This window comes from Tenacibaculum aiptasiae (assembly GCF_965221665.1).
Taxonomy (GTDB): domain Bacteria; phylum Bacteroidota; class Bacteroidia; order Flavobacteriales; family Flavobacteriaceae; genus Polaribacter; species Polaribacter aiptasiae.
In genome coordinates this window covers 1,442,477-1,466,439 of the sequence record NZ_CBDCSN010000003.1, presented here as the reverse complement: position 1 = coordinate 1,466,439, position 23,963 = coordinate 1,442,477, and the positions used below count along the sequence as shown (strand labels likewise).

General features: G+C 28.4%; 25 protein-coding genes and 2 tRNA genes. 17 read left to right on the top strand and 10 right to left on the bottom strand.

The window, feature by feature from the left end:
- Positions 1-15: 15 nt before the first annotated feature.
- The 5 genes from ACOQN8_RS18110 (at position 16) to ACOQN8_RS18090 (ending at position 3,786) form a co-directional block, all read left to right on the top strand.
- Positions 16-759: a hypothetical protein gene (locus ACOQN8_RS18110; protein ID WP_420553771.1), complete on the top strand. Its 744-nt coding sequence runs from the start codon at positions 16-18 to the stop codon at positions 757-759.
- A 69-nt stretch (positions 760-828) separates the two neighbouring features.
- On the top strand, positions 829-1,875 hold the full coding sequence (locus tag ACOQN8_RS18105; protein WP_420553770.1) for a sensor histidine kinase: 1,047 nt from the start codon (positions 829-831) through the stop codon (positions 1,873-1,875).
- A gap of 1 nt (position 1,876) precedes the next feature.
- Complete coding sequence (locus ACOQN8_RS18100) at positions 1,877-2,659, top strand: LytR/AlgR family response regulator transcription factor (protein ID WP_420553769.1); 783 nt, start codon at positions 1,877-1,879, stop codon at positions 2,657-2,659.
- 11 nt (positions 2,660-2,670) lie between these two features.
- Positions 2,671-3,306 (top strand): SanA/YdcF family protein, encoded by a 636-nt coding sequence (locus tag ACOQN8_RS18095; RefSeq protein ID WP_420553768.1) that lies wholly within the window; start codon positions 2,671-2,673, stop codon positions 3,304-3,306.
- A gap of 90 nt (positions 3,307-3,396) precedes the next feature.
- Positions 3,397-3,786: a DUF4345 domain-containing protein gene (locus tag ACOQN8_RS18090; protein ID WP_420553767.1), complete on the top strand. Its 390-nt coding sequence runs from the start codon at positions 3,397-3,399 to the stop codon at positions 3,784-3,786.
- Between the two features lie 62 nt (positions 3,787-3,848).
- Here ACOQN8_RS18090 and ACOQN8_RS18085 read toward each other — a convergent pair whose 3' ends face one another.
- The 6 genes from ACOQN8_RS18085 to ACOQN8_RS18060 all read right to left on the bottom strand — a co-directional run bounded on the left by ACOQN8_RS18085 (position 3,849) and on the right by ACOQN8_RS18060 (position 8,681).
- Positions 3,849-4,703, bottom strand: a complete 855-nt coding sequence (locus ACOQN8_RS18085; RefSeq protein ID WP_420553766.1) for a CPBP family intramembrane glutamic endopeptidase — start codon at positions 4,701-4,703, stop codon at positions 3,849-3,851.
- A gap of 52 nt (positions 4,704-4,755) precedes the next feature.
- The gene (locus tag ACOQN8_RS18080; RefSeq protein WP_420553765.1) at positions 4,756-5,199 is read right to left on the bottom strand and encodes a DinB family protein; all 444 of its coding nucleotides are present in this window, start codon (positions 5,197-5,199) and stop codon (positions 4,756-4,758) included.
- The gene (locus ACOQN8_RS18075; RefSeq protein ID WP_420553764.1) at positions 5,192-5,818 is read right to left on the bottom strand and encodes a hypothetical protein; all 627 of its coding nucleotides are present in this window, start codon (positions 5,816-5,818) and stop codon (positions 5,192-5,194) included. The genes ACOQN8_RS18080 and ACOQN8_RS18075 overlap by 8 nt, the downstream gene beginning before the upstream one ends.
- 33 nt (positions 5,819-5,851) lie before the next feature.
- Entirely contained in the window at positions 5,852-6,358 is a 507-nt protein-coding gene (locus tag ACOQN8_RS18070) for an SMI1/KNR4 family protein (protein WP_420553763.1), read from the bottom strand.
- Between the two features lie 202 nt (positions 6,359-6,560).
- Complete coding sequence (locus ACOQN8_RS18065; RefSeq protein WP_420553762.1) at positions 6,561-8,162, bottom strand: hypothetical protein; 1,602 nt, start codon at positions 8,160-8,162, stop codon at positions 6,561-6,563.
- A complete protein-coding gene (locus ACOQN8_RS18060; RefSeq protein ID WP_420553761.1) occupies positions 8,163-8,681 on the bottom strand; it encodes an alpha-ketoglutarate-dependent dioxygenase AlkB in 519 nt (172 codons plus the stop codon).
- Positions 8,682-9,058: 377 nt separating this feature from the next.
- On the opposite strand from ACOQN8_RS18060, the gene ACOQN8_RS18055 reads away from it, so the two are divergent.
- Entirely contained in the window at positions 9,059-10,690 is a 1,632-nt protein-coding gene (locus tag ACOQN8_RS18055) for an ABC-F family ATP-binding cassette domain-containing protein (RefSeq protein WP_150901509.1), read from the top strand.
- Between the two features lie 20 nt (positions 10,691-10,710).
- Here ACOQN8_RS18055 and ACOQN8_RS18050 read toward each other — a convergent pair whose 3' ends face one another.
- Complete coding sequence (locus tag ACOQN8_RS18050) at positions 10,711-11,862, bottom strand: glycosyl hydrolase family 18 protein (protein ID WP_420553760.1); 1,152 nt, start codon at positions 11,860-11,862, stop codon at positions 10,711-10,713.
- Between the two features lie 40 nt (positions 11,863-11,902).
- The gene (locus ACOQN8_RS18045; protein ID WP_272151450.1) at positions 11,903-12,784 is read right to left on the bottom strand and encodes a zinc-dependent peptidase; all 882 of its coding nucleotides are present in this window, start codon (positions 12,782-12,784) and stop codon (positions 11,903-11,905) included.
- 331 nt (positions 12,785-13,115) lie between these two features.
- Between ACOQN8_RS18045 and ACOQN8_RS18040 the strand changes: the two genes are divergently transcribed.
- Positions 13,116-13,589 (top strand): Crp/Fnr family transcriptional regulator, encoded by a 474-nt coding sequence (locus tag ACOQN8_RS18040; RefSeq protein WP_420553759.1) that lies wholly within the window; start codon positions 13,116-13,118, stop codon positions 13,587-13,589.
- Between the two features lie 82 nt (positions 13,590-13,671).
- Positions 13,672-13,965, top strand: coding sequence for a DUF1330 domain-containing protein (locus tag ACOQN8_RS18035; protein ID WP_150901505.1), 294 nt, complete (start codon positions 13,672-13,674; stop codon positions 13,963-13,965).
- A gap of 163 nt (positions 13,966-14,128) precedes the next feature.
- Here ACOQN8_RS18035 and ACOQN8_RS18030 read toward each other — a convergent pair.
- Both ACOQN8_RS18030 and ACOQN8_RS18025 read right to left on the bottom strand, forming a co-directional pair.
- A tRNA-Ser gene (locus tag ACOQN8_RS18030) sits at positions 14,129-14,213 on the bottom strand.
- 240 nt (positions 14,214-14,453) lie between these two features.
- A tRNA-Ser gene (locus ACOQN8_RS18025) sits at positions 14,454-14,538 on the bottom strand.
- A gap of 316 nt (positions 14,539-14,854) precedes the next feature.
- Between ACOQN8_RS18025 and aroC the strand changes: the two genes are divergently transcribed.
- From aroC to ACOQN8_RS17980, 9 genes are all read left to right on the top strand, one after another.
- On the top strand, positions 14,855-15,916 hold the full coding sequence (gene aroC / locus ACOQN8_RS18020; RefSeq protein WP_235275937.1) for a chorismate synthase: 1,062 nt from the start codon (positions 14,855-14,857) through the stop codon (positions 15,914-15,916).
- Between the two features lie 230 nt (positions 15,917-16,146).
- Positions 16,147-16,563: a hypothetical protein gene (locus tag ACOQN8_RS18015; protein ID WP_420553758.1), complete on the top strand. Its 417-nt coding sequence runs from the start codon at positions 16,147-16,149 to the stop codon at positions 16,561-16,563.
- Positions 16,564-16,743: 180 nt separating this feature from the next.
- Positions 16,744-17,814: a PA0069 family radical SAM protein gene (locus tag ACOQN8_RS18010; protein ID WP_420553757.1), complete on the top strand. Its 1,071-nt coding sequence runs from the start codon at positions 16,744-16,746 to the stop codon at positions 17,812-17,814.
- Positions 17,811-18,347: a Crp/Fnr family transcriptional regulator gene (locus ACOQN8_RS18005; RefSeq protein WP_150901479.1), complete on the top strand. Its 537-nt coding sequence runs from the start codon at positions 17,811-17,813 to the stop codon at positions 18,345-18,347. The genes ACOQN8_RS18010 and ACOQN8_RS18005 overlap by 4 nt, the downstream gene beginning before the upstream one ends.
- Positions 18,348-18,398: 51 nt before the next feature.
- Positions 18,399-18,947, top strand: a complete 549-nt coding sequence (locus tag ACOQN8_RS18000) for a DinB family protein (protein ID WP_420553756.1) — start codon at positions 18,399-18,401, stop codon at positions 18,945-18,947.
- Positions 18,948-19,068: 121 nt separating this feature from the next.
- Complete coding sequence (locus ACOQN8_RS17995) at positions 19,069-20,052, top strand: AraC family transcriptional regulator (protein WP_420553755.1); 984 nt, start codon at positions 19,069-19,071, stop codon at positions 20,050-20,052.
- A gap of 103 nt (positions 20,053-20,155) precedes the next feature.
- On the top strand, positions 20,156-20,587 hold the full coding sequence (locus ACOQN8_RS17990; protein ID WP_420553754.1) for a nuclear transport factor 2 family protein: 432 nt from the start codon (positions 20,156-20,158) through the stop codon (positions 20,585-20,587).
- Position 20,588: 1 nt separating this feature from the next.
- Positions 20,589-22,754 carry a DUF5916 domain-containing protein gene (locus tag ACOQN8_RS17985; protein ID WP_420553753.1) on the top strand — a complete coding sequence of 722 codons (2,166 nt, stop codon included), beginning with the start codon at positions 20,589-20,591 and terminating at the stop codon, positions 22,752-22,754.
- A gap of 81 nt (positions 22,755-22,835) precedes the next feature.
- Positions 22,836-23,891 carry a helix-turn-helix domain-containing protein gene (locus tag ACOQN8_RS17980; RefSeq protein ID WP_420553752.1) on the top strand — a complete coding sequence of 352 codons (1,056 nt, stop codon included), beginning with the start codon at positions 22,836-22,838 and terminating at the stop codon, positions 23,889-23,891.
- Positions 23,892-23,963 lie beyond the last annotated feature (72 nt).

The window sequence follows — 23,963 nt, the reverse complement described above, 5'->3', positions numbered from 1 at the left end:
AAAAAATATATAAAGATGAATACTAAAAGAGAACTAATTTTTTTAAGAGCGTTTGCATTTTGCTTAACAAGTGCAATTGTATTGTTAACTACTCAGAGTTTTAAAACAAAGAAAGTTACTAAGTTTGATACCATAGATGTGAAGCGTATTAATGTTGTAGAAGATGATGGAACAGTAAAAATGCTAATTACGAATGCAAAAAACTTCCCTTCAGAAGGAGATAAAATTAATGGAGAAGTTTATCATAAAAGAACAAAAAGACCAGGATTGTTGTTTTATACAGAAGATGGTAAAGAATGTGGCGGGTTAATTTACGATGGTAAAAAAATTGGTAAAGGGCATAGTTCGGGACTTTCTTTAACATTTGATCAATACGATGGAGATCAAGTAATGCAATTGATAACTTTAGATGATAGTGATGGAGATAAAAGATATAAGGCGGGACGTTTAGTATTTAATGATAGACCAGATAATGAAACACGAAAAGTAAGAGGTAAGTTAATAAAAGAGTTAGAAAAAATTAAAGATAGAAAAAAACGAAAAGAGAAATATGAAGAATATAAAAAGAAAGGATTACTAGGAGTAACAACTAGAGTAGTTCTGGGACAAACTCCAGGGAAGCAAAATGGATTATTTTTAAATGACGACCAAGGAAGAATGCGAGCTAAGTTTATAATTGATGAAAATAATGCTATCAAACTAGTAGCATATGATGAAAAAGGAAATGTAATTAGTACTTGGCCTGAAAAAAATAAATAATCTTTAAAATTTGTGATGAAGTTTTACAAAGGGCTTCATCACAAATTGAATATATTTGTTACCATAAATATGAAAAAAGTTGTTACATTTTTAAAAGAAAATCTACGTTTTTTACTTTTTCTTTTTCTTTTTAGTTGGTTTCTTATTTTAAAAAATGAATTATTAATATCTCGATCTTTTGAAGATTTTAGATTTCATATAGATGCTCCTTTTTGGTTTTTTTTTAAAGGAGTTTTTATTTTTCTACTAGTTGCATTTATAAAAAAGAAAGTAGATAGTAACTCACAATTACATATATCTACAGAAAAAAAGTATCTACTTTTTTTTGGAATAGGATTGTTTGGATATGTTTTATATAATAATATTTCAGGATTACTAGTCGCTTTTATTTTTAATACTTTTTCAAGGAATTTTGGAAGCCTTTATCTAGTAGTTTATAAAAATTTTGGTTCGATAATAGATTTTCTAATTTTTGGAGGTTTTTCATTAGCATACCTTTATTTTAAAGAGAATAGAAAATACGAAGAGCAGGTAAGAGACTATGAAATTAGTAAAGTTAAAAATGAAGTTACCCAATTAAGAACTCAATTAAATCCTCATTTTTTATTTAATAATTTAAATGTATTGGATCATTTAATAGAAGAAGATACAGAGAAAGCAAGTTCTTTTTTAAATCGTTTTTCAGAATTGTATCGTTATAATTTATTTAGTGCAAATAAAGAATTAGTTTCTATACAAGATGAGCTAACTTTTTCTGAAGGTTATTTTGAATTAATGAAGGTTAAATATAACTCTTACTATAATTTAATAATTGAAGAAGAGTTGAAATTGTTGAAAGCTATTTTACCTCCATTTTGTATTCAAGTTTTAGTTGAAAATGCAATAACGCATAATAGAGGTACTATAGAGAATCCAATCAATATAAAAATAGAACAAGTAAAAGAGGGAATTAAAGTATCTAATAATAAAATGGCCTTTAAGAATAAGAAAAAAGGAAATGGCATAGCGTTAAAGAATATTACAAAGCAATTTCATTATTTTGTTAAAAAGCCAATTTTGATAAAAGAAAATGAGACTTCTTTTGAAGTAACACTTCCATTGATTAATTTAAAATAGTATGATGAAAATAGTATTGGTTGAAGATGAATTTCCAGCCAGAAAGAAAATAAAAAAGTATTTAGAAAAAATCTCTGAGCCTTATACTATTGTAAAAGAGTTAGAAGCAATTGAAGAGGTTTTATCGTATTTTCAATCAGAACCTGAAATTGATTTAATTTTTTCAGATATTGAGTTGTTAGATGGAAATGTTTTTAATGCTTATAAAGATTTAAATATAAAAGTACCGATTATATTTAGTACAGCTTACAATCAATTTTGGATGAATGCTTTTGAAACTACAGGAATAGCCTACTTATTAAAACCTTATTCATTTGAACGCTTTGAAGCTGCTATACAAAAGTACTTAACTTTAAAAAGTACATTGGTTGTAGAATCTAGTGAGCAACATGTACTAGAAAAACTAGAGAGTTATTTTAGCAAACAAAAAGAAGAGACAATAACATATCAAGATTTTATACCAGTTAAAACTTCCAGTTATACATATTTTCTAAAAATTGAAGAAATAATGTACTTCCAAGCAGACTATGGAGTTATTGTTGCTTATGATAATCTAGAAAAAAAACATATTTTAAATCAAACTTCATTAAAGTCAGTAGAAGATCTTATAGATCCAACTATTTTTTTTAAAATTAATAGAAGTGAATTTATAAATAGAAATTTTATTGATAAAATAAGTAGATACACTAAAAATAGTGTTGCGGTACATCTGAGAAGTAGTAAAACTATATTAAAAACAAGTCAAAATAGTACAGCAGCTTTTAATAATTGGTTGGGACTATAAAAGGTAAAAGCATGAAAAAGAAAAAATATATCATAACACTGTTTGTTGTACTATTTCCATTATTGATAATTATAATTTCAAATTATTCAATAGAAAATTATGCAAAAGGAAAAACGTTTTCTAATGCTTCAGAAATTAAAAAAAACAAAGTAGGACTTGTTTTAGGTACAGCAAAAATGTTAAGCAATGGAATGGTTAATCTATATTTTAAATATAGAATAGATGCTACTGTTGAATTATTTAAAAAAGGAAAAATAGATTTTGTACTTATAAGTGGAGACAATGGAAATAAAAGTTATGATGAGCCTACCGATTTTAAAAATGAATTAATGAAGTACGGAATCCCAGAAGATAAAATATTCTTAGACTATGCTGGTTTTAGAACTTTAGATTCTGTGGTTAGATGTAAAGAAATTTTTGGACAAGATAAGGTTACCATAATATCACAAAAGTTCCATAATGAAAGAGCAATTTATTTAGCACATAATCATAACATTGAAGCGGTTGGATTTAATGCTAAAGATGTTTCAGGACGTTATGGATTGAAAGTTAAATTAAGAGAATACTTAGCAAGAACAAAAGTTTTTATTGATATCTTATTTAGAGTTAAACCTAAGTTTTTAGGGAAGAAAATAGAAATAAAATAATTTTTTCTAAAATTATAAATACCCCTGACACACCGCTGTCATTAGTCCGTTTTAAGTTTGCAGTGTACTAAAAAACTAAAGACAATTAAAATGGAAATTTTCAAAATTATTACGTTAGTATTATCAGGAAGCTTATTATTATTTGTGGGTTTGATGAGATTAAGTAATCCTATAAAAACGTATTTAAAGAATTCAGGAATTAAATTAGAAAAAGATACTAACTTATTGAATGAAATGCGAGGAATAAGTGGGGTTATGCTATTAGGAGGTATTATTATTTTACTTGGAACAATGGTGTCTGAATTAACTTTTACTTCATTTGTAGTGGCGATATTAATTTTTTTAGGTTTTGGAATAGGAAGAGCATTAAGTATTAAATTTGATGGGAAACCAAATAAATTGATAGTTCAAGGGTTAATCTCAGAGTTTGTGTTGGCTACATTAAATATTATCTGTCTAATAAGTCAAACAGTTTTATAAAAAGGTTTAATAAAGTATCTAATTAAAAAGAGCCTGACTTTAATAGATTAGGTTCTTTCTGATTATAAGTTTTCTTTTATAGCTTTTCTCCAAAAGTACAAGCCAAATAGAAATGTAATTATGGCAAACATAATTCCATTTTCACCCAACCAATGTTCAGTTTCTTGAACTTTTATGGTTAGAGGAGGAAATATTTTTTGAATGAAAACATTACTAACTGCATGAAATATAACAGCTGGCCATAAACTCTTTGATTTGAAAGTATAATAAGTCATTATGAATGACATAGAGATGATAACTACAAAAAAAGTAGTAAGTTCTAAGAAAACGTTTTTACCATAATAAACTATTAAAGGCCAATGCCATGAAGCCCAAACGATACCACTAAAAAGGGAAACACCAGTAAAAGAAAGTACTTTTTTTAATTCATATATAAAAAAGCCACGCCATCCAATTTCTTCACCTAAAGTTGTTGCCATAGCTCTAATAACTCCAATGCTTCCTAGTAATAAAACAGCTGTTATTACAGCCAATGTAGGTGACATTGTGCCTATACCTACTAAACCAATTTCTTTTGCCCATTCTAAAACACTTTCTTGATTAGGAAGTTTTCCTAAACCTAAAAACCAAATGAATATGTAAGTAATTGTAACATATAATGCAGGAATAAGATAAGATAAACGAATAAATTTCCAATTACCCCAATTCCAGTTTAGCGATAAGATAGTTTTCTTTTTCAATTTTAATGTAATAATAGCAGCCAAAGCTGGACACCACATTAATCCTCCAATGTATATTCTAGAAGGATATAGGTTTACTATTGCATAATGAAATAAGGAACTTAAAATTGTAACAATTGAAAGAAAAATGATAATTGTTTTCCAAGTTTCCTTGCGGTCTGATTTTCTATCTAACATTTCAGATTATTTATAAAGAGAGACGATAAGCTAGGGAATTTGTTACTAATATTTATTTAATAATTTGATTTAAATGATGTTCTAAATGATCTACATAATCAGTCATTAAAAAGCGTAAGTCAGAAGTGTTATCAATACTCAGTTCAATTTTATAATTAAGAGATTCTTCCGTTTGAAGTTTCATTATGTTAAGAATTCTATTGTTGATAGCAATCCAAAAACCAAGAAGTTCTTTAGTTTGAGCATTTTGATAATCGTTAGCAATTACTAACTCATTCTGATTGTACTTTCGAATTCTATAGGGTTTGTTTTCAAATTGAATTTCTGTAAATCGCTGAAGATTATTAATTCCAGAATCTATTAAATGTCCTAAGATTTCCTTCTTAGACCATTTTTCAGGAGCTAGTTTCTTACTGATTTCTTCTTCATAAGTCTTAGAAAAATAATCTAATCCTTTTTGTAATAAGTCTTCTAGTTTGTTTGTTGTTTTAACCATGTTTTTTTTTATTCCAGCGGACACCACTCCAAATAGTTCCTAAAGAAACCATAAGTAAACCAATACTTTCAGTATCAAAATTACCATCAGTAAAGAGTTTGTGTATTGTAATAATTACGATTAAAACTGTTACTATAACGGCAAAATAATACCCTTTTTTAGTTTCAAAAAATGTTTTTTCTCTAACAACTTGTCCTTTTTTATATTTCAATAATTTAGAATCTATGTTTCTACATAAATTTACAAACTTATTAGAATTACAAAAATTATCATTTGAACTTAGTCTAATCGTTTTACCGTTTTTGAGTTTAATTTTGAGTCCAGCTCCTTTCAACCAATGAATTTTATAAGACTTAATGTCAGAAAAAATTACTTTTTTAGTATCCCATTCCAATTTATTATTTCGTAAATAAAAATCAGATTTTTTGACAATAAATTTCTTTTTGAGAAAAATAAAATAAATCCAAGCTATTATAACTGCTAAAATTAATTTTAGTAGACCCAATTCCATGATTTTATTTAAGAAGAATATTACTAAAGCAAATACTCCTACCGTAGAAACTAATAAGAAAAATAATTGATAAGGTTTTGTATGTTCTACATTATTAAATTTTTGCATTGATTTTTGGTTATAGAAAATTTAATATGTTTTTTAATCAAAAGCATCTCCAATTTTCTTAAAATTATTATTTATCCAATACCAGTTTTCACCTTTTCCTTGGTTCTGGTAAAAATTATAAAGTAACTCCGTAAAATTATTCGCTATTATTTCAGACATTCCTTCTTCACCATGAGTATCTATGAAGCTATCATAACATTTACCAAAATTTTTATCGGTTAAGTCTATACTTATGTATTGAGCTAGTTCTTCGTTTTTAGCAATAAGAAACCATTCATTAGTTATATCATTTTCAAGTTCTTCCCAAATAACATCATCTTTTGGATAAAGATATTTGTTAGTTGAAATGAAATCTTCTTTTCCAATAATTTTAATTCCAAAAGATTCGTTTTCAAATAAACTAATACCATTTGTTAGTGTAAAAAATACTTTTAAATCTTCAGGGATCTTCCTATTAATAGTCAACTCATTATTAGGTTTATAAACTGTACAATTAGAATCCTTTGAAATGAGTTCTATTAGTTTTTTAATGTCTTTCATTAAGTAATATGTAAGAAATTTATTAAAGTAAAATCTGTTTTTTTCTTTTAAAAAGGACTATGTTAATTATTCCACCAACGATAAAACCAATAAATAGCCAATTAAGAAAATTCCCGATATAATAGCAATTATAATACTTATGTTTAGTATTATTTTTTTTCATAGAATTTTGTTGTTTAGATTAATAGCTTTATTCATGGTTTTAACTTTTATCTTCATCAGCAAAAACTAAAAGTTTTTTCTCTTTAATGTATTTGTACTGTTCAGGTGTTAAATAAATTAATGTAAAACCTTCTCCAAATAGTCTATAAAATTGCCCATTTAATTTATTTTCAACAATGATTTTATTCATAAAATCAAAAAAACGTTCATCAATCCAATCTCTATCAATTTTAAATTCTGTTTTATAGCTTTTTCCGTTAAAGTTAAAAGACAAAGAAACTTTTTCTTTTTGCAAGCGAAAGTTATCTTTAATGTTAGTTGGATTAAATTCTTGGTGTGAGATTTTTGAATATTTAGAAACAATTTCTTCGTAAGGATTTTCTAAATTATACAATTCATAATCAAATGATACTATAATGTCAGGAAATGAGAATAAGACTTCATTAAGATTTATAATCATTTTTTCTTTAATATCTTCAATACTCTTATTTATTTGATTATTATTTAAATGATTGAATAAGCCTAATTCTTGATACTCTTGAATAGCCATGTTAATCTTTTTAGTAGTTAGAGAGTTATTGAAATTCTCATAACTTAATTCCCAATAACTGTTTAGATATCGAAACATTTCAAGTTGCTCCTTTTTTAAAGCAACAATCCCAAAATATTGATGTGTGTTTCGTTGTTTATAATTATAATTTGAATTGATTAAATGTAATTGATAAGGTGATTGAGTATCTTTTAAAACCTTATTGAAAATTTTATAATATTCTTGATTATCTATTTTCCCAAAATAATTATTTCCTTCAATACCATGTGGTGAAATAAAACTCTTCATTTTATATGTTTTTCCATTAGATTTTATGGAAACAATTAAATAGTGAGGAATATAACCGTTATAAGAATCTGAAGAATCTATTTTAATTTGATATTTGAAGTTAGTAAAGTTTAATTCAGGTAGTACTTCTGAAGTTAATTTATGAATTTGCTCCAAATAATTTTTAGGTGAGTTAGAATATTTAGATAAATCGAAAAACCTTGCTTTTTCACAATAATCAATAAGTTGAAAAGGAGACTTTAGTTTGTCGTTTTTAATATCAGATTTTAAGAGCTCGTTTTCTTTTTTACTAATAATCCTATTTTCAAAAAGTTTTTTTCTATAATTATCAAGCTTTTCAACACTCATCCACTCTTCAAAATATACTTGATTAATTAAATCTAGCAAAAAATGAAATAAATGAATGTATTCGTTATTTACTATTCTATCCGATTGGTATTCGAATTGTTTTTGGTTAATAAGCTCGAGTTTTTTTAGCTTTTTAAGATATTCAAGTAGTATAGTGTTTATTTGATTTTGTTCATTTTTTTTTAATTTTTCCTTTTCAAAATCTAGAAAGGTGTCTAAGCCAGAATATTCATAACCTGTTTCTTTCTTATATTCTATTTGAAACAATGAATAAATGATTGTTTTTTTGGTTAGTTGCCCATATCTAGATAGAAATTTAATCATTTCTTCTTTTTGTTCAGTATCAATAAGTTTTACAGTAATTAACTCTTCAATTTTAGGCTTCATATTTTGTCCATTTGCAACGTTTATAATTAGAAAGGATATGAGTATTAGATTATTAATAAGTTTCGTCATTTAGTCTCCTTTTATCTTTCTAAATGTTAAACTCATTCTTCCATTTTCAGTATCTGATTTTGGAATTGAGTGTTGCCATTCATTTTGTAATTCATTTGTCATGTAAATGAATGAACCAGAAGGAAGTTTATAATCTTTTATTAAATCACGATTCTTAATATTCCTAAATCTCAATGTTCTGGTTTCTCCTATTGAAATTATTCCTACACCAGTATTCTCAAATAAAATATCTGTTTGATCAGAGTGAAATCCCATTTTAGATTTACCATCTAAATAATAATTAATCAAACAGTTATTTGGTTTAAAATTAAGAGTATCGTTAATCTTTTCAATTATGTGATTTAATTCAGGAATAAACTCTTGAAAAGGATAGCTAATTTGAGAATAATTATATGCTTTTCCATAACTAGCTGTTTTTCGAGCAGACATTCTTTTGTCCCATTCAACATTCTTTTTTAAATACTCGAAAAGTTCAGCTGGATTTTCAATATAATTTTCTATAAATGTTATTCCGTTCATTTTTCCATTATTTTTTAATAAAGTTTCTAATTATAGAATAAAATCATTTGATTTAAAAGGTTAAGTGTAGACATAACTTTCCTGGGAAATTAGTTGGTATAATATTATCAATTTTAGTTTGACTATATATTTTGATAGAAGAAAGAAATATTAAACTTACTATAAGTGTTTTTTTCATAATTAATTGTAGTACTTTATCAGTAATTAATACATCTTCTAGTTCAATAAAAACTAAAAACATGTAAAAATTAAAAGTATAAGAATAAACGCTGCGCAATTTTCTTTCAAATATAAGAAAATAGAAGATACATCAATTGTGAAAAATTTAATACGATGTACATAGATTTTGCTAATTTCGCGATTCAAAATTTAGCATTATGATTACGGTAGATCAATTAACAGTAGAATTTAGCGGGAGAACATTATTTAAAGATGTTTCTTTTGTTATCAATGAGAATGATAAAATAGCCTTAATGGGTAAAAATGGAGCAGGGAAGTCTACCATGATGAAGATTATTGCTGGAGTTTCAAAAGCAACTAAAGGAGGTGTTAGAACTCCAAAAGATACCGTAATAGCTTATTTACCACAGCATTTATTAATGGAAGATAATTGTACGGTAAAAGAGGAAGCGTCTAAGGCTTTTGAAGGAATATTTGCCATGAAAGCAGAGATGGAATCTTTAAATAAACAATTAGAAACTCGTACCGATTATGAGTCTGAAGAATACATGAAAATTATAGAACGTGTATCGGACTTAGGAGAAACATATTATGCTTTAGAAGAAATAAATTACGAAGCTGAAGTAGAAAAAGCTTTAAAAGGATTAGGGTTTAAACAAGAAGATTTTAATCGTTTAACTTCAGAGTTTAGTGGGGGTTGGCGTATGCGTATTGAGTTAGCAAAAATCTTATTGCAAAAACCTGACTTAATTCTATTAGATGAGCCTACAAACCACGTAGATATAGAATCGGTAATTTGGTTAGAAAACTTTTTATTAAACAAAGCTAAAGCTGTAGTTGTTATATCGCACGATAAAGCATTTATTGATAATATTACCAATAGAACTATTGAGGTAACTATGGGAACTATTCACGATTACAAAGCGAATTATTCTCATTATTTAGAGCTACGAAAGGAGCGAAGAGCACATCAATTAAAAGCATATCAAGAGCAACAAAAGTTTATTGCAGATACCAAAGCATTTATTGAGCGTTTTAAAGGAACTTACTCAAAAACAAATCAAGTAGCTTCTAGAGAACGTATGTTAGAAAAGTTAGACATTGTAGAAATTGATGAGGTAGATACATCTTCATTAAAATTACGCTTTCCACCATCACCACGTTCTGGAGATTATCCTGTAAAAGTAGAAGGCTTAACTAAAGAATATGGAGATTTAACCGTATTTAAAGATGCAAGTTTTTCTATAGCTAGAGGAGAAAAAGTTTCGTTTGTAGGAAGAAACGGAGAAGGGAAATCGACTATGATAAAAGCTATCATGGGAGAAATAGATTTTGAAGGAGAAGCTGGATTAGGTCACAATGCTAAAGTGGGGTACTTTGCACAAAATCAAGCATCTTTATTAGATCCAGAATTAACTATCTTTCAAACGGTAGATGAGGTAGCGGAAGGTGATGTACGAACTCAAATTAAAAATATTTTAGGGCGATTTATGTTCTCAGGCGATGATATTGATAAGAAAGTGAAAGTATTGTCGGGAGGAGAAAAAACACGTTTAGCAATGGTGAAGTTATTATTAGAACCAGTAAACGTACTGATATTAGATGAGCCAACAAACCACTTAGATTTACGCTCTAAAGATGTGATTAAGGAAGCATTGTTGCATTTCGACGGAACTTTGATATTGGTGTCTCACGACCGTGATTTTTTACAAGGATTGTCTCAAAAAGTATTTGAGTTTAAAGATAAACGAGTAATAGAGCATTTTGAAACAATAGATGCTTTCTTAGAACGAAATAATATCAAAGCTTTAAAAGAGATAGACTTATAGAAAAGAAAATTTATTAGAAATTATTCAGAGAATTTTTCAGCTAAAAGGTCCCATAATTCAAGATAACCGTTGTCATAACCTAAAGTCCAAATACCAACACCAGCTAGTTGCTGCTCTTTAATCCAATCGTATTTTAAAGCTAAAGACTTAGGGTTTTCAAACCATAATTGTCGGTAGGCATTGTGTTCTTTAAAACTGAGGTAAGTACTAGCGCTTTCTTTGTTAAATTGTACAGGGATTTTTAAAGAGTCGATATAAATTCTTTTAATAGTACTGTAGGTTGGACTCGATTTGTATTTAATTACTTTAGAAGGTACATTTTCTGATTTTGTATACCATTCAGCACCATAATAGGGGAGTCCGACAATAAGTTTAGAAGGAGGTACTCCTTTTTTTAGGTAATATTTAATGGAATGTTTTAACCCGTTTCCAAATTCGGAGCTATTTTTTAGTGGACTAATCGGGCCTGATTTGGAACTAAAGTTTCCGTAATAGTCGTATCCCATTAGCGTATAAAAATCAACAGAAGCGTTTATTTTTTTAATATCAAAAATATAGTGCCAGTCATTAGCATAAAGACACAAGGTGATTAGATAATTAGGATTGGCTTTTTTTAGTTTTTTAGAAATACGATTCACAAAAGAGGAAAAAAGCTGTTTGTCTTTTTTAGCAATACCTTCAAAGTCAATATTAATACCATCCGCTTTTCTGTAATCTAAAAGTGTTACTAGATTGTCAATTAATTTTTCTTGAGCTTTGGTATTACTTAAAAATGTAGCGTTATTACTACTTCCAAAATTAGAGACCGATAAAAATACTTTGCAATTGTGAGCTTTAGCGCTGTCTATAATAGCAGTGGTTTTCCAGTTACCTATATTTTTAGGAGCTCCTGTTGTGGGATTTACCTTATAAGAAAAATAAGAAAGTGCCCAGAGTAAGTCGAAATTATAATTCTTATAAACTGTGCCGTTAGAATAAAGATGCCAACCTAATGTTTTGTATTTCGAATTTCGTTTTACTTTTTTATGTTGAATCACTTTAGGAGAAGTGGCACTTACACTATCCCATTGTTCTTCGCTTAAATTACTGTCTAGTTTAGAAAGAAGTACAGTTCTAGAACTTTTAAAAGGTTGTGAATCTTTTTTGGAATTACAACTATATAACAAACTCAAGAGTAGTGAGCTGTAAATAAAAGTTTTAGTTAAAGAGAGTTTAGTTAGTACCACAACATTTTTTGTATTTAAGACCGCTGTCACATAAACAAGGATCATTTCTAGAAATATCAATACGTTTAAAGTGAAGATTCATATCGTCCATGTCTTGTTTAAATATTTTTTCAAGCAAAGCATATAACTCCGGATGTTTTCTGGCTAATAGTTTAGGTCTTTCAAAAAAATACTCACTAGCAACAGAAAAAAATTCAGCTTTATTGGTTCCACCGTATGGATTTATGTCTGAATCTTCATTGTAAATTTCGTCAATTTTTTTGTTAATTAAATCAATCCAAGGAATGGTATATTGTTTTTCTAATAATACATGAGGTACACCATCAATATTTCCATCTAGTTTGTCTATTAAATGCACAAACTCATGAATGGCAGTATTCTTTTTATCAGATTCATTGGTAAAACCTAAGTGCAAGGCAGGTTTAGACAATATCATTTTGCCTTCCATGTAGCCATTTCCTACCATACCTAAAATTCTACGGTTGTCGCCCTCAGTTTCAAAATGCTGATTAAACATATCTGGGTATAAGATAACTTCAGAAATGTTTGGGTATTTCCAATTAGGGAAATTAAAAATAGGAATCACAGCACTAGCGCCTATAAGAAGTTTGTCGGTAATAGTAACCGTGGTATCTACACCAATAATTTTACAGTTTAAAATAAATTCATGGACTTTGAATTCGAACAATTCTTTCTCTTCGGATGTTAGGGCATTATAAAAAGTTACTTTTTGAGTTAAAATAATTGACCATTTTTTAGGGAAAGCAGAAGCAGGTTGCTTCCACTTATTTGTTACTGATTTAGTTTTTCCAGTATTTCTAATAAGGATGAAAGCAATAATGAGTATAAAAAATAGAAAGAAAATCATTTTAAAAGAATAGCATTTTTTTAATTAGAGGCTAAAAATAGTAATAATGAGATTATTTCATGTGTAAAAATCTGTTCTTTATCGAAACATAAATTAACTTCATCTAAATTCTATTAAAAGATTGATTTCTAGAAGTATTTTTAATAATGATAATTAAAAGTTTAAGTTTTCATTGTTAATTTTTAGTATCACTTTAAGGAAAAGGAGTATCTAAAAGAATACTTCTTTTCTCATTTATAATAGTTTCTTATTTAAGAGTTAGCTAGTTTATGTATATTTAAATAAAGTTTAAGTTACCTTCATTAAATGTTTAAATTATTAAAGTGAAAGAATGAAAACTATAGAAGTTAAAAAAGGAGAGATTTTACAATACAAAGGAGATCTTGAAACTATGGTTTATGAAGTTGTGTCAGGACTTTTAAGAAGTTATACTATAGATGAAAAAGGGAAAGAACATATTTTTATGTTTGCTCCAGAAGGATGGATTATAGCAGATGCTATTGAAAAAGGACAACCTAGTGATTTTTTTATTGAAGCTCTTGAAGATTCAGTAATTCAAGTAAGAGAAAAAGATTTTAGTCAAATTTCTCCAAATGCTCCAGCCATAGCTAAAAGAATGTTGGTACTTCAAAGAAGAATAATTATGCTAATGAGTTATTCTGGTTTACAACGTTACGAACATTTTATAGAAACATACCCTAATTTAACCCAAAGAGTACCTCAAAGAATGATTGCTTCTTATTTAGGGATTACTCCAGAAGCGCTAAGTAAAGCTAAAGGAGACAAAATACGAGCTTCACGATAATTTGAATTCTTAATATTTATTAATGCACACCAGTTGTTGACAAAATACATTTGTGACAGTATTAATCATTAAAATAAATATTATGAAAGCATACATGTTAGCATTTGTACGTGTAAACGATTTAGAAACTTTTAATAAAGAGTATATAGAAAACGCAGTGCCTATTGTGCAACGTCATGGAGGAGTAACGGTAGCAGTGGATGAAAATCCATTGACTATTGAAGGAACAGTTCCAGAAGGGCGTGTTGTAATTGTAGAATTTCCAACCAAGGTAGCAGCAGAAGCTTTTTATAATGATCCAGACTATCAAGCTATAAAAGCCTGGCGTCAAAAAGTAAGTCAAAGTGATTCGATTATTTTAGAAAAAGGTTTCTAGGTTTTCCTTATATAAAGTTGCAAGAAATAAATCAATATCCCTTTATTACTAAGGAAAATATAATGTGTAGAAAACATTATAAAAAAATAAAAGCTTACAATCTGTAAGCTTTTATTTTAATTCCCCTAAAAATAATAAAACCGAAGCAGTTACTTCGGTTTTGCGGAGAAAGAGGGATTCGAACCCCCGGTCCTGTTACAGACAACGGTTTTCAAGACCGCCGCATTCGACCACTCTGCCATTTCTCCAGACCTGCTACCAAGTATTTCCTGATTGCGGGTGCAAATATAGTATATTTTATCTAAATGAACTACAACTTTTTTTCTTTTATTATAAAACTTTTTTTATTGGGAAATATTTTATGTGTATTCTAACTTGAATAGAAGGGAGTATTAAAAAGAAGAAACCTGTATAAATAGAAAAAAGCTTACGTTGTAAGCTTTTTCTTTAATCCCCTAAAAAAAACCGAAGCTATTGCTTCGGTTTTGCGGAGAAAGAGGGATTCGAACCCCCGGTCCTGTTACAGACAACGGTTTTCAAGACCGCCGCATTCGACCACTCTGCCATTTCTCCTGACTAGCACTCAAGATATTTCCTTGATTGCGGGTGCAAATATAGTATCTTTTTTTAGTTTTGAAAAAGAAATAGACGGATTTTTTAATGAAAATTAAGCGTTTTTTGAATGTGTAACCGTAAGTTTTTTACTATCAGTAAGTTTGGTGCTGTGAATTTTTTTACTTTTTTTTAAAATTGAGTTTTTATTAGGTTGAAAAAGAAAAAACAAGTCCTCAAAAATCTTTTTTACAGTCATATTATTTGAATAATAATGGTTTTTTCATTGCAATTATTCAGGGTAAATAATTTACTTTCGTCTTAAAATAAAGAAAACATGTTTAATTCATTTGGAAATATTTTAAAAGTAACCACATTTGGTGAATCACATGGTACTGCAATAGGAGGAGTTATTGATGGTTTTCCTGCAGGTATGGAAGTAGATTTAGAGGCTGTTCAATATGAATTAGACCGACGTAAACCGGGGCAGTCAAAAATTGTAACACAGCGTAAAGAACCAGATACTGTAGAGTTTTTATCAGGAATATTTGAAGGTAAAACAACTGGTGCCTCTATTGGTTTTGTAATTAAGAACACCAATCAGAAAAGTAAGGACTATAATCATAATACTAATGTGTATCGTCCATCTCATGCCGATTATACCTATGATAAGAAATATGGTATAAGAGATCATAGAGGAGGAGGACGTACTTCTGCTCGTGAAACAGCCAACTGGGTTGTTGCGGGAGCTTTGGCTAAACAATTAATAAAGCACATTAATATCAATGCCTTTACATCTTCAGTAGGTGATATTTTTATGGTAAAGCCTTATCAAGATTTAGATTTTTCAAAAACAGAAAGCAATATAGTACGTTGTCCAGATGAAGCATCAGCAGAACAAATGATTGAAAAAATCAATCAAATAAGAAAAGCAGGTGATACCATAGGTGGTACAATTACTTGTGTAGCTCAAAATATGCCAGTTGGTTTAGGAGAGCCTATCTTTCATAAGTTACATGCAGAATTAGGAAAAGCCATGTTGTCTATCAATGCAGTAAAAGGTTTTGAATTTGGAAGTGGTTTTTGTGGAGCAAAAATGCAAGGTTCAGAGCATAATGATATTTTTAATGAAGACGGAACAACGAGGACAAATCTTTCAGGTGGAGTGCAAGGAGGAATATCTAATGGAATGGATGTGTATTTTAGAGTAGCATTTAAACCTGTAGCTACCATTATGCAAAATCAAGAAACGATAAACTCAGAAGGAGAAGCAACTGAAATACATGGAAAAGGACGTCACGATCCTTGTGTAGTTCCAAGAGCTGTCCCTATTGTTGAAGCTTTAACTGCTTTAGTATTAGCAGATTTTTGGTTGCTTGATAAAATGAGAAGAGTTTAATGACCGAAGAAAAAATAATTTTAAGATCAGAGATGAAGTATTCTAGTTTTTACCTAGTAATATTCATCTCTTTCTTTTTTTGCTGTCTTTCGTCTTATTTCTATTTTTTAGAAGGAAGAAGAGAAACGATAATTTATATTCTTTTTTCGTTTTTTTCTTTAATTTGAACTTATACTATTTTAAGTTATAATGAAATTGTTATTGCTAATGAATATTTTAAGGTTTATTCATTGTTAGGATATGTAAAGAGGAAGATTTATTTCAAAGATGTTTTAATATATACAGCAATAAAAAAGCGGAATGCAAAGTACAAATATGATGCTGAATATATTGAATGGGAAGAGTTAACTTTATATACAAAAGATACTAAGGTAAAGCTTTATTCAACAAGCTATTTAAATTATGGGAAACTGAAAAAAAGTTTAACAAAGAAAGGGAAGAGAGATGTTAAGAAAGAAAAAGAGTGGCAAAAAAGAAATTCTAGATATTGGGGATTAGGTATGATGATTTCTGGCATATTTTTAATAATGTTTTTTTGTTTTGTCTTATTTAAGGGAGAAGGCTTTTCCAATAGTATTCTATTTTTTGTTTTAATTTTTTCATATTTCATTTATGCTGGAAGAAAACTATATCTCAAGAATAAATAAGATTTTGTTCATAAAATTTATTCTTTTTAACATAAATTAGTTTCTTTTTCCTGTAATTTTATGAAGTCACTTCGAGTGATTCTGTTTTTCTATCGGAATTAGTTGTCGAGAAGTTTTCTAACGTGTTCTCGATAAAATCATTCTAAAGACACTTTTTATATAATTTTATTGAGACTAAAAATGGAGGACTACATTAAAGGACGTGGTGCGCAGCATAATACCCATAATAAATTTTTACAGCATCAACATGAGGTACTAGACGACTTTTTAAATTATTGTGAAGTAGAAAACGAAAAGGCTGACAATAATAAAACGTCGTACTTAGAAATTTATCCCAAAACTATTTTAAACAAAGTAACGAGCCCCGATATAGGATTTACATATTCAATGAATCCATATCAAGGATGTGAACACGGATGTATTTATTGCTATGCAAGAAATAGTCATGAGTATTGGGGATATTCAGCAGGATTGGATTTTGAAAGAAAAATTTTATACAAAGCCAATGCGGCAGAATTACTAGAAAAAAAGCTACGAAGTAGGAGTTGGGAAGCACAAAATATTATGTTGTCGGGAAATACGGATTGTTATCAACCTATAGAAAAAAAGTTAAAAATTACACGAGCGATGTTAGAAGTGTTGCTAAAGCTAAAGCATCCAGTAAGTATAATTACTAAAAACTCATTAATACTTCGTGATTTAGACATTTTAAAAGAAATGGCTTCCATGAATTTGTTAAGAGTGAGTGTTTCAATAACCTCTTTATCGGAAGAAACAAGAAGAGCGGTAGAACCAAGAACAGCAACCATAAAAAAGAGATTAGAAACAGTAAAAGAGTTGGCTAAGAATGGAATTCCAGTAAATGTAATGATGGCACCCATTATACCGTCAATAAATAGTCATGAAATTATACCTTTAGTAAAAAAGGTTAGTGAATTAGGAGCAAAGTCGGTAGGTTATACAGTAGTGCGTTTAAATGGTGCTATTGGAGAGATATTTACCAATTGGGTACAAAAAGCATATCCAGATAGAGCAAACAAAATTCTACATCAAATAGAAGACTGTCATAACGGAGCCTTAAATGATTCAAGATTTGCAACCAGAATGAGAGGAGAAGGGAAAATAGCAGAACAAATAACAATGCAGTTTAAGCTAGCTAGAAAACTGTATTTAAAAGAAAGTCACTTTCCTCCGTTAGATTTTACTAAATTTGATAAACATCAAACCAATCAATTGAATTTGTTTACATGAATCCGTTAGAAAAATTGTTAGCAGCATTAGAAGGAGAATGGGAAAAAGAAATTACGCTTAAGCGAAACGAATTCTTGGTAAATCAAGGAGATACGAATACTAATTTATATTTTGTAAAAGAAGGAAGTTTACGTGTTTTTATTGATGATGAGGTTGAAGAACATACTATAAGGTTTGGGTATAGAAATTCAATAATAACCGCTTTGGATTGTTTTTTAACTGAACAGCCGACCTCTTTTTTTATTCAAGCCTTAAAGAAATGCGAATTGAAAGTAATTTCTAAAGAACGATATATGCGTTTTATTAACTCTGCGAAAGAGTATGAGGAAATTTGGAAAAAACTGTTGGAGAGTTTTGTGTACCAGCAAATAGAAAGAGAAATAGACTTGATAACCTATTCACCACAAAAACGATTTGAACGAGTATTTAAAAGAAGTCCACAAGTATTTCAAGAAATACCACAAAAGTATATAGCGTCTTATTTAAGAATGACACCAGAAACATTATCGAGAATATTAAAAACTCTTGATTAGGATCAAGAATTATAATAGTTAAAAGTCTCAATTTTGAAATAAAAATAGAGAATGGTTTTTAAAGTAGCAGATTTACTCACAGAATTAGAACAATATGTAACAGCACATATTGAATATGCAGAAGCCTTACAAAAGGAGTCAGAAGCAAAACTTCAATCTAAAAAAAATGAGAAGTCTTGGTCAGTTTTAGAATGCTTGGAACATTTAAATCTATACGCAGCATTTTATAATTCAGAAATAGCAAAAAGAATGAGAAGTTCAAAGTATCCCGCATCAAATACATTTACATCAGGATATTTAGGGAATAAGTTTGCTATAGATATGTTGCCTAAGAAAGGAATGAAAACAATGAACACTTTTAAAAGTAAAAACCCGATATATTCTAAATTAAATAAAGAAGAAGTATTGCAGCGCTTTATAACGTTTCAAAAAGAGCTTTTAGAATTGTTAAAAGTAGCAGCTAACAAAAACTTAACCAAAACAAAAACAAGTATAACTTTGCCTTTATTAAAGTTGCGATTAGGAGATACTTTTCGATTTGTAATTCATCATAATGAGCGTCATATAGTACAAGCAAAAAAAGTATTTAACGAACTTTAAAAAGATTATAATTCATTATTTTATATTTTAGTCGAAGTTTAGACTTTATAAAATTGTAATGAATTTTAGTAACCCAATCATATTTTTTCTGTGCTCACTAGGTGTGTTTAACGGTTTTTTAGTGAGTATTTACTTCCTGTTTTTTAATAGACAAAAAAGAATACAAAATTTTTGGTTTGGGTTATTAGTCTTGTTTTTAAGTTTGCGAATAGGAAAGTCTGTTTATCGAATTTTTGCACCACAGGATCAAATAGATTTATTGATTATGCAAGTAGGTTTGTCAGCTTGTTTTTTAATAGGAGTAACGTTATTTTACTATATAAAATCATCTGTAGAAAATAGAAAGACGCTTCCTAAATCATGGATTATTCATTTTAGTATTCTTTTTTTATTTGTAACAATTGTAGGAATAGTAAAACCCTATATAGGAAATGATGAATTTTGGGGAAACTTTATTTGGGTAATTTATGGAGTTTGGGGGGCGTACATTTTAGCTTCTTCTTATCTTTTAAAAAATATTGTAAAGAAAATATTTTCTAAGGCAAGCAAATGTACTACAGCAGAACTTTGGTTAATAGGAGTTGTTTTAGCAAATGCTTTAATTTTTATAGCCTATATTGTAGGGTATTTCTTTCTGTATTTAGTAGGAACCATTACTTTTTCGGTAGTGTTTTATGTATTGTTAATTTTCTTTTTATCGAAGAAGAACAGAGAAACTATTTTTCAAGATATTCCAGAAAAATACGCTGCTAAAAAAATTAAGGAAAATGAAGCTTCATTGCTAATTGAAAAGTTAGATGCTTTAATGAAACAAAAAGAATTGTATAAAAATAGCAATGTTAAACTGCTAGATATTGCGAAAGAATTACAGATTACACCTCACAAATTATCACAATTACTGAATGATAATATAGGAAAAAGCTTTGCTGCCTTTTTAAATACTTATAGAATTGATGAAGCAAAGAATATTTTAAAAGAAAATACCAATTTAACATTAGAAACTGTAGGGTTTGAAGCAGGATTTTCTTCAAAATCAAACTTTTATGCTACGTTTAAAAAGCAAGTCGGATTGACACCTGCGCAATATCAAAAACAGTTTTTGTAGTATAAAATTCTCCAGAATTATAATCTAGGACAACTGAATTATAATTAATCATTTCGTTTTTAGATGCTTTTAAGAAGTTTGGGTAAAACTAAAAATCTTAAAAATGAAACACGTATTATTATTTCTAACATTTGCTTTTTGTCAAATAGCTAGTGCACAAAATGACCCAATAGAAATAGAAAAAACACTTCAAAATTATATTATTGGAAGTTCTTATAATAAGCTCGAATTAATAAAAAGTGCTTTTGCCTCAAATGCTACATTATATTTAACCGGAAGACAAGGATTTAAAAGATATACACCTGAAGAATATGCTAATTTCTTTAAGAATGGAGAAGCTGGAAAATTTAATGGAAGAGTAGGAAAGATATTAAAAGTTGAAATTACAAAAGATATTGCAATAGCTAAAGTTGAAATTGCTGGATCTAAAAGAAAATGGGTATACATAGATTTATTCTTACTGAAAAAAATAAAAGGAAACTGGAAGATTATAAGTAAAACAGCTACAAAGGTTAGTGAAGTAAAAGCTAATTAAAATGAATAAAGTTTTTGTTTTATTAATTTCAATGTATTCAGTTGTAGTATTAGGTCAAGTATCAAAATCTACCATACCGTTTATTAATACAGATATAGAGTTAGACGGTAAACCAAATGAAGCTGTTTGGAAAAGACTACCTGAGGTAACCAATTTTCATAATCTAGCACCTACAGATATTGGTTTAGCTGAAAATCAAACTTATGTAAAGTTGTTTCATAATGGAAAGAAATTATTTATAAATGCTATTTATAAGGACTCAACACCTAAAGTTCAAGTTAGTTCTTTGAAAAGAGATGTATCTATTGCATTAAGCGATGCTTTTATTATTGTTTTTGATACTCAAAATCAACAGCAAAGCGGATACTTGTTTGCAAGTAATGCTTATGGTACACAAGTAGATGCTTTGGTAGAAAAAAGAAATCAAGGATATGGATTGAATTTTAGCTGGAGTACTATTTGGGAAGTAAAGACATCTCAAAAAGGAAACCACAAAATTTATGAAATAGCAATTCCATTAAAATCATTAAACTATAATAAAGACAATGCTGTTTTTGGAATTCAAATGTATGTTCGAGATATTAAAAATAATTCGTGGACAATAATGACCGACTTGTCTAGAAACTATCCAACTTTTGATTTACGTTTTACCAGACCTTTTACAGTAGAAAACTTACCTGATAAAACAGTTTCAAGGTTTGCTGTTGTTCCATCTGTTACGGTTAACTATCAAAAAGATGTAGAGAATAATAGTGATAAAACAGATTTTACTCCGAGTTTAGATGTACAGTATAATGTAACTTCATCATTAAAATTAGATGTGACCTTAAATCCAGATTTTTCTCAGATTGATGTTGATCAACAGGTAACTAATCTTACACGTTTTTCAGTGTTTTTTCCAGAGCGTAGAAATTTCTTTTTAGAGAATGCTGATTTATTTTCCAATCTAGGAGTTAAAGGTATAAATCCTTTTTACTCAAGAAAAATAGGAGCGAGTAGTAATATTGATTTTGGTTTAAAATTATCAGGAAATGTTTCTTCTAAAACAAGAATAGGGGTGTTAAATGTTCAAACTGAGAAAGAGTTAGATAATCCTTCACAAAATTATTGGGCATTTGTAGCAGAGCAACAACTATCTAAAAACTTTACAACAACAGGCTTTTTAATAAATAGACAAGAAACAAATGGTTTCAGTTTTAAAAACGATTATAACAGAGTTGCTGGTGTTAATTTGAATTATAAATCGGATAATAATAAATGGATAGGATTGGCTAATTATGGGAAGAGTTTTAATGATGGTATTTCTGGTGATAATAATTTCTATAATCTAGGGGTTTGGTTTAATAAACGAGGACTTTCATGGAATGCATCTCTTAGAAATGTTCAAAAGAACTATATAACAGATGTTGGTTTTACGCCAAGATTGTATAATTATGATGCTATAAATGATGAGGTGTTTAGAGAAGGCTATAAGCAAGTCTCAGCAGGAATTCAATATGTGAAGTTTTATGATGAGTCTGAAAAGTTGAATAGAATTCGCTATATGAATTACGATAATCAAACGTATTTTGATCAAAATGGAAAGTTGAATCAAACATCACATTTTTTTAATTCGGCAGTATTTTTTAAAGATTTGTCAGCTTTATATTATGTGTTTAATTATGATGTTATTGATTTAAAGTATAGCTTTGATCCCTTACGAAATGGAAATGCATTACAACCCGATACCTATCGTTTTGGCTTATTAAAATTAGGATACAATTCAGCCAATAATCAAAAATTACGATATAGATTTAATGTTCAGAAAGGAAATTATTATTCGGGAGATAGAATTGCAGGAGGTGTTTATTTAAATTATCAGTTATTGCCTTTTGCAAATATTGAAGCGTCCTATGATGTTAATTCTATCGATTTAAAAGAACTAGGAAAGGAAACTTTTCATTTAACAAGGTTTACAGGAGAAATATTTTTTAATACACGTTTAAACTGGACAACCTATGTGCAATACAATACACAACAAGATAATTTTAATATAAACAGTAGACTTCAATGGGAGTATAAGCCATTATCATATGTGTATTTGGTTGTAAGTGATAATCTTAATAAAAACTTTCATAGGAAAAACTGGGGAATTGCTTTTAAAATGAATTATAGGTTTGATTTTTAGATATATAAATTGCATAATTGAAAAACGCTCGGTAATCCCGAGCGTTTTTTATTATTTTTGATTGTAATTAAATATAAGACTTTGACTAATCAGCTATTATTTTTATTAAGTGCAATAGGCGGTTTAAACGGTATTTTATTAAGCACATATTTTGCCTTTTTTATAAAAAATAGAAATCGTTCTACTTATTTTTTATCAGCTTTAATTTTGGCTTTAAGTATTCGAATAACAAAGTCAGCTTTTTTATTTATAAATCGGAATATTTTTGAATTTTTTATAGAGTTTGGTTTAATAGCTTGCGCTTTGATAGGCCCTTTTTTATATCTCTATATCAAGGAAACTATAAGAACTACAATAGCTAAAAAATCATATACTTGGTTATGGCATGTTATTCCAGCTGTAGTTATAATGGTTGTTTGGTTTTATTTTTATCCATACAAAAAGAATAAAGGAAAATTATGGGGGTTAGGATTTATGTCGTTTGGTTACTTGTTATATACACAGTGGTTTGTTTACATTTTAATATCTGGGTATTTAATAAAAGGTAGTTTAAAAAAGTTGTTTTCTAAAAATGAAAAGCTAACAGATAAAGAGTTTTGGTTAGTTAATTTGGTTATAGGTATAGGAATTGTTTGGTTGGCTTATAAAACGGTAAACTATACTTCATATATAGTTGGAGCTTTATCGTTTTCATTTATTTTCTATTTGTCTTTAGTTATTTGGTTTATGAGAAGAAAAAAAGCAACTATATTTTTTGAAGAAGAGGAAAAGTATAAATTTAGTTTGATATCAGATGAAGAAGCTATTCTAATAAAAACAAAGTTGTTTGAAGTATTTAAAGAAAGGTCTTTGTTTAGAGATCATACAATAAAACTAAAAGATTTAGCTAAAGAGATCAATGTTACTCCACATCAATTATCACAATTTTTAAATAATAATCTACAAAAGTCATTTAATCAATATATAAATGAGTTTAGAGTAGAAGAGGCAAAGAAAATATTAAAAATGAATGATAGTTTTACTTTAGAAGCTATAGGTTATGAAGTAGGATTTTCTTCAAACACTACATTTTATGCTGCTTTCAAAAAAGTAACAGGAAGCACACCAGCTAAGTATAGAAAGCAATTTAAAGGCTAATTATTTATTCAGAATTATAATATTGAAGAACTTCAAAGAGCAAAAATTAGTTGTTTGTCTTTGGTTTTTAGA

What these genes read in the sequence shown, in the direction of transcription:
- ACOQN8_RS18060 (WP_420553761.1), bottom strand. Translation starts at nt 8,681, where the DNA reads ATGAACGGAATAACATTTATAGAAAATTATATTGAAAATCCAGCTGAA.
- ACOQN8_RS18095 (WP_420553768.1), top strand. Translation starts at nt 2,671, where the DNA reads ATGAAAAAGAAAAAATATATCATAACACTGTTTGTTGTACTATTTCCA.
- ACOQN8_RS17985 (WP_420553753.1), top strand. Translation starts at nt 20,589, where the DNA reads ATGAATAAAGTTTTTGTTTTATTAATTTCAATGTATTCAGTTGTAGTA.
- ACOQN8_RS18075 (WP_420553764.1), bottom strand. Translation starts at nt 5,818, where the DNA reads ATGCAAAAATTTAATAATGTAGAACATACAAAACCTTATCAATTATTT.
- ACOQN8_RS18065 (WP_420553762.1), bottom strand. Translation starts at nt 8,162, where the DNA reads ATGACGAAACTTATTAATAATCTAATACTCATATCCTTTCTAATTATA.
- ACOQN8_RS18090 (WP_420553767.1), top strand. Translation starts at nt 3,397, where the DNA reads ATGGAAATTTTCAAAATTATTACGTTAGTATTATCAGGAAGCTTATTA.
- ACOQN8_RS18100 (WP_420553769.1), top strand. Translation starts at nt 1,877, where the DNA reads ATGATGAAAATAGTATTGGTTGAAGATGAATTTCCAGCCAGAAAGAAA.
- ACOQN8_RS18035 (WP_150901505.1), top strand. Translation starts at nt 13,672, where the DNA reads ATGAAAGCATACATGTTAGCATTTGTACGTGTAAACGATTTAGAAACT.
- ACOQN8_RS18110 (WP_420553771.1), top strand. Translation starts at nt 16, where the DNA reads ATGAATACTAAAAGAGAACTAATTTTTTTAAGAGCGTTTGCATTTTGC.
- ACOQN8_RS18000 (WP_420553756.1), top strand. Translation starts at nt 18,399, where the DNA reads ATGGTTTTTAAAGTAGCAGATTTACTCACAGAATTAGAACAATATGTA.
- ACOQN8_RS17990 (WP_420553754.1), top strand. Translation starts at nt 20,156, where the DNA reads ATGAAACACGTATTATTATTTCTAACATTTGCTTTTTGTCAAATAGCT.
- ACOQN8_RS18080 (WP_420553765.1), bottom strand. Translation starts at nt 5,199, where the DNA reads ATGGTTAAAACAACAAACAAACTAGAAGACTTATTACAAAAAGGATTA.
- aroC (WP_235275937.1), top strand. Translation starts at nt 14,855, where the DNA reads ATGTTTAATTCATTTGGAAATATTTTAAAAGTAACCACATTTGGTGAA.
- ACOQN8_RS18085 (WP_420553766.1), bottom strand. Translation starts at nt 4,703, where the DNA reads ATGTTAGATAGAAAATCAGACCGCAAGGAAACTTGGAAAACAATTATC.
- ACOQN8_RS18040 (WP_420553759.1), top strand. Translation starts at nt 13,116, where the DNA reads ATGAAAACTATAGAAGTTAAAAAAGGAGAGATTTTACAATACAAAGGA.
- ACOQN8_RS18010 (WP_420553757.1), top strand. Translation starts at nt 16,744, where the DNA reads ATGGAGGACTACATTAAAGGACGTGGTGCGCAGCATAATACCCATAAT.
- ACOQN8_RS18055 (WP_150901509.1), top strand. Translation starts at nt 9,059, where the DNA reads ATGATTACGGTAGATCAATTAACAGTAGAATTTAGCGGGAGAACATTA.
- ACOQN8_RS18070 (WP_420553763.1), bottom strand. Translation starts at nt 6,358, where the DNA reads ATGAAAGACATTAAAAAACTAATAGAACTCATTTCAAAGGATTCTAAT.
- ACOQN8_RS18105 (WP_420553770.1), top strand. Translation starts at nt 829, where the DNA reads ATGAAAAAAGTTGTTACATTTTTAAAAGAAAATCTACGTTTTTTACTT.
- ACOQN8_RS18045 (WP_272151450.1), bottom strand. Translation starts at nt 12,784, where the DNA reads ATGATTTTCTTTCTATTTTTTATACTCATTATTGCTTTCATCCTTATT.
- ACOQN8_RS18005 (WP_150901479.1), top strand. Translation starts at nt 17,811, where the DNA reads ATGAATCCGTTAGAAAAATTGTTAGCAGCATTAGAAGGAGAATGGGAA.